Origin of the sequence: Bacillus sp. ISL-55 (genome assembly GCF_018613155.1) — a bacterium.
Taxonomy (GTDB): Bacteria; Bacillota; Bacilli; order Bacillales; family Cytobacillaceae; genus Mesobacillus.
This window is the reverse complement of sequence record NZ_JAGGQU010000032.1, coordinates 46106-54198: the sequence shown is the minus strand read 5'-3', so window position 1 is coordinate 54198 and position 8093 is coordinate 46106. Positions and strand designations below refer to the sequence as shown.

The window sequence follows — 8093 nt, the reverse complement described above, 5'->3', positions numbered from 1 at the left end:
CTTTAGTCTAGCAGTTACACTGGCGAAGCATATCAAGTGTCTTTTTCGAGAACTCGCCCAATTCATCAAGGAACAGAACGCCGCGGTGGGCCAAGGAAACTTCACCTGGTTTGGGATTGGTACCGCCTCCGATAATCGAGACGGCCGATGCAGAATGGTGAGGATGGCGGTATGGAGGAAGAATCAATGAGGAGTAAGGAGCACCAGCCAGCTGATAGAGGCTTATTTTTTCAAGCTGTGACTCTTTCGAAAGCGATGGCAGGATGGTTGGGAATGTCTCAGCCAAAAGACTCTTTCCGCAGCCCGGTGGTCCGTCCATCAGCACATAATGGCCGCCGCTCGCCGCAATCTCAAGACCACGCTTGGCAAAATCATGCCCAATAATCTGATTGAAATCCCTTGAGGTCACCAGGGATTTCTCAATCATTTCTACTTCCGGCAGCAATGGCAGCAACTGCTGTCCGGCTAAAAAATTCATCACATCCAGCAAGGTTTCAACATAGACAAGTTCCAAGTCATCGATTTCAATTCTAGGAATTGTCGGATCAAAAGGCAGAACAAGCCGCTTTAACCTCAGCTTCCTGGCAGCCAAAATAGCTGCAATCATCCCCTCAACAGGATGGACCGTCCCATCAAGAGATAACGCACCGATAAAACCAGCATCCATTGGGACTGGATCCTGTATAAACCCACCACTCTTAAGAATGCCAATCGCAATCGCAAGATCAAACAAAGGCCCATTCTTCTTCTGCTCTGCTGGCGACAGGTTGATGATTACCTTCTTCTCAACCAGTGGAAAACCGAGACTGTGCAGCGCAGCCGTCACCCTCTCCTTCGACTCCTTCACCGAAGCATCAGGCAGCCCAACAATCACGATTGACTCGAATCCTTCCTTCACCTGAACCTCAACATCAACACGATAACCCTCAAGCCCTTTCAAACCGATACTTGCAACCTTTACAGACATAGACATACCTCCAGACGGTTTAATATATTTGATAATTAATAGGGTAAAAGCAAAATAAAAGAAGAGAAACGCAGAAATCATAAAGAGAGACGAAAGAAGTAGTTAATATTTGGAGAAAGTCTCATAGAAAAAGAAGGGATGAAAATCAGAAGAACAACTCACATGAGGAGAATGACAAAGAGGATAACAATCATCAAATCTATCATAAACCAAACAATAAAAATAAGCACTTATATATAATCCAGGATTCAATAATATATCCAATAAACTATAAAAATCAGTTCAACAAACCATAACCACACTATTTCCAATACCAAATGTGACGCGAAATCCGCCAGTACGTTACTTCCCCTTGCTTCCAAAAATTCCCCCTTTACTTTATAATAAGAATATACATAAAAAGAATAAGACGAAGGAGGCACTTCGTTTTGAAAAGTGAAACAAAATTGTATGGTTTACCAAAAGAAAGTTTTTATAAGCTCATTAACATTTTTACAGAGTACTCAAATAGTATAGATAAAGTAATTCTGTTTGGCTCAAGAGCAAGAGGTGACTATAATCTTACTTCTGATATTGACTTAGCCATTAAATTTAAAAACAAGAATGAAGAGCTTGTTCATATAAGTGATATGCTGTCAGAAGCAAATATTATATACACCTTGGATGTCATTGATTATGATAAAATAAGCAATACGGTATTGATAGACTTTATTGACAAGGAAGGCATCGTTATATTTTCGACAAACTCGAGCGGAAAAGTGGTGGATACTATGAACAAAATGATGGTTAAAATGGAGGATCTGGCAAGAGCTCTTTCCAAGTTGAAAGAAAGCCTTTCAAGAGACCCTGAACAGGATGACATTGTAATAGATGCCACCATTCAACGATTCGAATTCACATATGAGTTATCCTGGAAGCTTATGAAGTCCTATTTAGAATATACAGGTGTGACAGAATTATCGAGTCCGAGAAGCACAATAAAAGCGGCATTCAAGGAAGGACTCATAACAGATGGTGAGCTTTGGCTAAAAATGCTAGAAGACCGAAACAGAACCTCCCACACATACGATGAAGCTACCGCGTTAGACATATATCACAATATAAAAAAAATATATATCACCCTATTAGATGATGCCTGCAAGACCTTAGAGAAAAACATATCTCTTGATTAATGTTTTAATCATTTAATGGGACGTCTCCTGTATAGCTCTTGGCAGTTATACAACAGGAGACGTCTTTTCCATTCTATGAATTATATTAAGCTTAATACACTCGTCCATTCCCGGGCAGGCAATAACGTCAACTTACAAAAATTCATGGATTTCAAAAACAACCAAACTAACTTGACGATTTAACCATCAACTTCAAGACAAAGAAACCTCCACCGAACTATTTCAACTCCCAAGTGAAACTTAAGAACCGTGTCTGTTTCGCTCCCTTTGCGACCACCGTCCCCGTGTCTCAAAACCAAGTGTATGCAGCGCTGCTGTCACCCTCTCCTTCGACTCCTTCACCGAAGCATCAGGCAATCCGACAATCACGATTGACTCGAATCCATCCTTCACCTGCACCTCAACATCAACACGATAACCCTCAAGCCCTTTCAAACCGATGCTTGCAACCTTTACAGACATAGACATACCTCCAGAAAAAGATTCAATGCAATAATAATATTGTGAAAAACAAATAGCAGGAATGATATCAAAAGAAGGCAGAAAGAAGTAATGGTGAAACTTTTTGAAGAAAAACATTGAAAGAAGAAAGGAAAACTAACTTACGCAGTATGAATGGTATCAAGAAAACAACGACTTAATGGAAGACATACGAAAAGGATTAAAAGAAGAATAATAGAGGAAATCAATCATCAAACATATCATAAACTAATAATCAAAATTAAGCACTCATTAATTACTAAACAAGCCAAGAAAAGAGAGAGGAAGCTGCAGTTTCGCTCTCAAATAGCATATCGATAAAACCTCATATGAATATAAAAACAAAATCAGAAACATCCCTCCGACCTAGATTAAGATAAATCATATAATTAACACTATATTGTAACCTAGTACTTCCACTTAATAAAAACGGACAAATAACATCATCAATACCCGGACAACCTGACCATCAGCAAAATACTTCGACTTCCGAACGGGACACGAGAACCATCCCTATGTCCCTCCAGAAGCCCCTATATCCCGCGTTGATATAACACAACTTTGCACTGGTCTACTTCATCAACAAGTTTTTTTGACGCCGTAGACAGGTTTATTACATCTATTTTCAAGAGTGTTTCTAATTCTTCTTCCAAGGTATCTGTGAAAGTTAACCAATCCCTTGATGTCATATCTGGTGCTATTATAGCCAAATCAATATCCGATCGTGGACTGTGATCACCATGAGCTCTCGAGCCAAACAATAATACCTTTTCTATATCAGGAAATCTAGCTGCTATTGAAGTGATTTGAGATGTAATGTTAGATGCAAGCATATTAATCCCCTACTTTTTTTCGTAAAATCCTCAAAGTGGTCTTCATTTCCGGAAAATATTCTTTGATGTTTTGTAATATTCTTAGGGCTGCTTCTTCATCGTATGTATGCGATGTTTCGTTTCGATCCTTTAGCATTTGGAGCCAAGCGGTTTCATTTTGAAGCCAGCCAATTTGATACGCTTCTTTAAGGGTTTCTTTTGGGGTCCTAGTTTCAATTCCCTCTGAAGTCAATATTCGTTTCAGTGTTTTCCAGTAGAGTTCAATTGTGAATTCAAAACGCTGAATCGTTCCATCAACCAATAAACTGTTCGATAGATCTTCCGCAAGCGCTTCCTCAAGTCTAGTAATAGCTTGTTCCAAATTGTTCACGCTTTGCAACAATTTACGATTACTCACTCTATCAACCCCTTTAACGCTTTTCTATATAATCATTATACATTCACCACAATTATACAACAATGCTTTAACATCCGGAGTGTCAACGCGGCCTAGAGTTTAGAGTCTAAAAGTTGCAAAACAAAAGCTTTAGGATAAGTCCTCATATCATACACAAAAAACCAGATCAGAACACCCTCCAATCCCGACCTAGGTAAAGCTGTATCCTATTATCACCACTAACAAAAGAGAACAAACAAAACCAGCAACCCCCAATAAACTGACCATCAGCAAACTATTTCGAATTCCGAAGGGACACGAGAACCGTCCCCATGTCCCCATTTCGACTCCCAAGTGAAACTTAAGAACCGTGTCTGTTTCGCTCCCTTTGCGACGCCAGAACCGTGTCTCTTTAATGACTAATCATTAAAAAGGAAGAGTTGGCAAGTGACACATTTTTAATTGCCGTTTGATACATTTTTTACTTGCCAAATACAACAGAACGATAATTAGGAGAACAACATACTCAACCTTTATCTCTTCGCGGTAATTTGTATGTAATGTTAATTGATTTAGAATGGGGCAAAGTTATAAAAGAGGAATTGTTGTGTAAGTACACGAAGGAATGATGCAAGAGGATTGTGCCGAGAAATGCATGGTCCTTTTTGCGTTGGTAACCGATATTAAACCAACAGAAATAACCCGTCAAACCTCTTATCTGACTCAACGGGTAATATCTCTATTTTACTTCAACTAAATCCTTATAATTCTTTTCAAATCGCCAGGCATCACGGCACATAGCAATAATATCACGTTTTGCTATCCATCCTAGTTCTCTCTCTGCTTTTGAAGGATCAGCATAGCATGAAGCAATATCTCCAGGTCTCCGTTCTACTATTTCATAAGGAACCTTAATACCATTAGCTTCCTCAAATGCTTGGACTAGCTCTAGCACGCTAGTACCCTCACCAGTCCCCAAATTATAAACATGAGCACCTTCTTTAAGGTTATCTATTGCTGCAACATGTCCTTCTGCGATATCTACCACATGAATATAGTCTCTTACACCGGTACCATCTATTGTTGGATAGTCATTTCCAAATACTCGAAGTTTTTCTAGTTTTCCTTTGGCAACCTGAGTAACATATGGCATTAGGTTATTAGGAATACCATTGGGAGCTTCACCAATTAATCCGCTGTCATGTGCACCAACAGGATTAAAATACCGAAGAAGAGCTACTGAAAATTTCGGATTAGCTTTAGCTATGTCAGTTAGAATTCGCTCACTCATTGCTTTCGTTTCACCATATGGATTGGTAGTTGATAAAAGGTCCATAGTTTCAACAAAAGGAACTTTATTATCTCCGTATACAGTTGCAGAGGAGCTAAAGACAAATCGATTCACATCATATTTTTGACAAGCTTTTGCAAGAACCATAGTACTAACAATATTGTTATAATAATAAGTTAATGGTATGTCTACTGATTCTCCTACTGCCTTCAATCCAGCAAAGTGAATAACACCATCTATTTTATTATTATTAAAAATAACATCAACAGCTTGTTCATCAGTTACATCAATCTCATAAAAAGTTACTTCTTTATTTGTAATGTCTGTAGTTTTATCAACGTTTTCACGCTTACTATTACAAAGATTATCTGCAATTATTACTGAATGTCCTGCCTCCAGCAAAGCCACACATGTATGGGAACCTATATAACCAGCGCCCCCGGTTACTAGAATATTCATAATTGTACCTCCGATTCCATGAGTTACTTCTTTTCATAATATTCTACATACCAATTTGCAAACTTCTGAAGTCCTTCTTCGATAGAAGTCTTCGGCTTAAATCCAATCGCTTCTTGCAACAAATCAGTAGATGCATAAGTAGCTGGAACATCTCCAGGTTTGATTGGTTCAAAAGTCCTCTCAAATTGTACTTCCTTATCTAATGCATTGCTTAAAGATTTTTCTAACGTTTCGATAAATACCATCAATTTTTCTGGGCTGTTGTTCCCAATATTAAAGACTTTATATTGAACATCACCACTAGGTGGATTACTTAAAAGACGTTCAATTCCTTCTACAATATCATCTATATAAGTAAAGTCACGATAAAGGTCATTTTCAAAATCACCATTATTAAAGATCTTGATTGGCTCACCAGCAAAATATTTATCTGTAAATCCAAAGTATGCCATATCAGGTCGTCCCATAGGACCGTAGACTGTAAAGAACCGAAGCCCAGTCGCTGGAATCTTGTAAAGGTGACTATATGTGTGAGCCATTAATTCATTTGATTTCTTGGTAGATGCATAAAGTGATACTGGGTTGTCTACAAAATCCGTTTCTTCAAACGGAACCTTTTTATTAGCTCCATAAACAGAACTAGAAGATGCATATACAAGATGATCAACGGGATTGTATCTACATGCTTCAAGTATGTTATAAAAACCAATTATATTACTTTGAATATAGGCATCAGGGTTCTCTATTGAATAACGAACACCAGCTTGAGCTGCTAGGTTTACTACTACATTAGGCCTGTACTCTTCAAAGGTCTTCATTATCATATCCTTGTCTGATATGTCACCTTTAATAAAAATAAACTTCTCATAAGGCTCCAAATTCCCTAAACGAGTATGTTTAAGATTCACATCATAGTAATCATTGATGTTATCAATACCAATCACTTTACAGCCCAGTTCGAGTAACTTTTCAGATAAATAGTATCCGATAAAACCAGCTGCTCCAGTAATCAAATATGTTTTACTAAGGTCAAGAGTTTTGTAATTCAAGATTCATCGACTCCTTAACAGCTGCTCTAATTGCAGGCTTCCTTCCAATTGAGTGATATTCTACTCCTGCTTGTTGCATATCCTCAACACGATAAATGTTTCTACCATCATATACTAATGGTGTCCTCATTAATTTTTTATAAGTTTCAGACGTAACTGCCTTAACCTCTCCCCACTCAGTAAAGATAAAGCAAACATTCGCACCTTCTAGGGCTTGCTCGATATTAGAAACATAAGTAATGCTTCCTTTACCGTTCTTACCCTCTGGATGAACCTTAGCAAAGTTCTCTGCACCAACAGGATCATATGCATAGATATCTGCACCTTGTTCTAATAATAAAGGTACATTTTCAAGAGATGCTGCTTCCCTTAAATCATCGGTTCCTGGTTTAAAAGTTAAACCCAGCACTGCTACCTTTAGTCCACTAAAGGTAATGAGCCTTTTACTAGCCTTTTTATATAACATAGTCTTTTGCTTATTGTTTACATCAATAGCAGCTTTAACTGTTTTTAATTCATATCCATTCTGTTTTGCAATGTATTCCAATGCTTTTGTATCCTTTGGGAAGCATGATCCACCAAATCCAATCCCTGCATTTAAAAACTTACTTCCTATACGTTCATCGTAGCTCATTCCCTTAGCTACGTCCTGAATATCCGCACCAACCAATTCACAAAGATTTGCTATATCGTTCATATAAGAGATTTTTAGAGCAAGGAAGTCATTGGATGCATATTTTATCATTTCTGCCGACCTTCTATTTACTGAAACAATAGGTAAAAGAAACGGTTTATAAATTTTCGTTAACAATTCTTCAGCCCATTTACTCTCTGTTCCGATAATGATCCTTTCAGCATGAAGAGTATCGTGTACGGCAGATCCCTGTGCCAAAAACTCAGGATTAGATGCTACTTCAATCCTAACATCATTAACTAAAAAATCTTGGATAAATTGTTCCACTTTATCATTAGTTCCAACTGGAACTGTCGATTTAACAACAACTAGACAATCTTTTTCTACAGATTCAGCAATTTGTCTAGCAACTGTAGCAATGTAAGAAAGATTCGCAGAACCATCTGGTTGTTCCGGAGTTCCCACTCCTATAAAGATTGCATCAGCATCCTTGTATGCTGACTTAAAATCAGTTGTGTAATTAATTCTTTTTGCAGAATAATTCTTCTGCATTAACTCTTCTAAACCTTCCTCAAAAATTGGAGAAACGCCTGATTTCATTAATTCTACCTTTTTCTCATCGATATCAACACAAGTCACTTGATGACCTACTTCAGCAAAACAAACACCAGCTACTAAACCTACATAACCAGTTCCTGCAACAGCTATTTTAAACATAAAAATACCTTCCTTTCCCGCTATCTGTAAAAAATGCGCCATAATCATTTCCCAAATAAAAATAACTCCAATATGAGTTTTTTATACAAAATAAACAAATATTAAAGCGGTTTTT

General features: G+C 37.7%; 7 protein-coding genes and 1 pseudogene. 1 reads left to right on the top strand and 7 read right to left on the bottom strand.

The annotated features are described in order from the left end of the window. Positions 1 to 7: 7 nt before the first annotated feature. Positions 8 to 967: an ATP-binding protein gene (locus tag J7E32_RS15865; protein WP_214909130.1), complete on the bottom strand. Its 960-nt coding sequence runs from the start codon at positions 965 to 967 to the stop codon at positions 8 to 10. 428 nt (positions 968 to 1395) lie between these two features. On the opposite strand from J7E32_RS15865, the gene J7E32_RS15860 reads away from it, so the two are divergent. Further along, the gene (locus J7E32_RS15860) at positions 1396 to 2139 is read left to right on the top strand and encodes an HI0074 family nucleotidyltransferase substrate-binding subunit (RefSeq protein ID WP_286183319.1); all 744 of its coding nucleotides are present in this window, start codon (positions 1396 to 1398) and stop codon (positions 2137 to 2139) included. Between the two features lie 288 nt (positions 2140 to 2427). On the opposite strand, the pseudogene J7E32_RS15855 reads toward J7E32_RS15860, so the two are convergent. The 6 genes and pseudogenes from J7E32_RS15855 to J7E32_RS15830 all read right to left on the bottom strand — a co-directional run. Next, positions 2428 to 2601 (bottom strand): annotated as a pseudogene (locus tag J7E32_RS15855) (magnesium chelatase domain-containing protein); the annotation flags it as partial. 551 nt (positions 2602 to 3152) lie between these two features. Beyond that, a complete protein-coding gene (locus J7E32_RS15850) occupies positions 3153 to 3452 on the bottom strand; it encodes a nucleotidyltransferase domain-containing protein (RefSeq protein WP_214909123.1) in 300 nt (99 codons plus the stop codon). A gap of 1 nt (position 3453) precedes the next feature. After that, on the bottom strand, positions 3454 to 3849 hold the full coding sequence (locus J7E32_RS15845; RefSeq protein WP_214909121.1) for an HI0074 family nucleotidyltransferase substrate-binding subunit: 396 nt from the start codon (positions 3847 to 3849) through the stop codon (positions 3454 to 3456). A 718-nt stretch (positions 3850 to 4567) separates the two neighbouring features. Beyond that, positions 4568 to 5578 carry a UDP-glucose 4-epimerase GalE gene (gene galE, locus J7E32_RS15840; protein ID WP_214909119.1) on the bottom strand — a complete coding sequence of 337 codons (1011 nt, stop codon included), beginning with the start codon at positions 5576 to 5578 and terminating at the stop codon, positions 4568 to 4570. Positions 5579 to 5601: 23 nt separating this feature from the next. Beyond that, positions 5602 to 6627 (bottom strand): SDR family NAD(P)-dependent oxidoreductase, encoded by a 1026-nt coding sequence (locus J7E32_RS15835; RefSeq protein ID WP_214909117.1) that lies wholly within the window; start codon positions 6625 to 6627, stop codon positions 5602 to 5604. Continuing rightward, a complete protein-coding gene (locus J7E32_RS15830) occupies positions 6608 to 7978 on the bottom strand; it encodes a UDP-glucose dehydrogenase family protein (protein WP_214909139.1) in 1371 nt (456 codons plus the stop codon). Before J7E32_RS15830 ends, J7E32_RS15835 begins: the two co-directional genes overlap by 20 nt. Between the last annotated feature and the right edge of the window lie 115 nt (positions 7979 to 8093).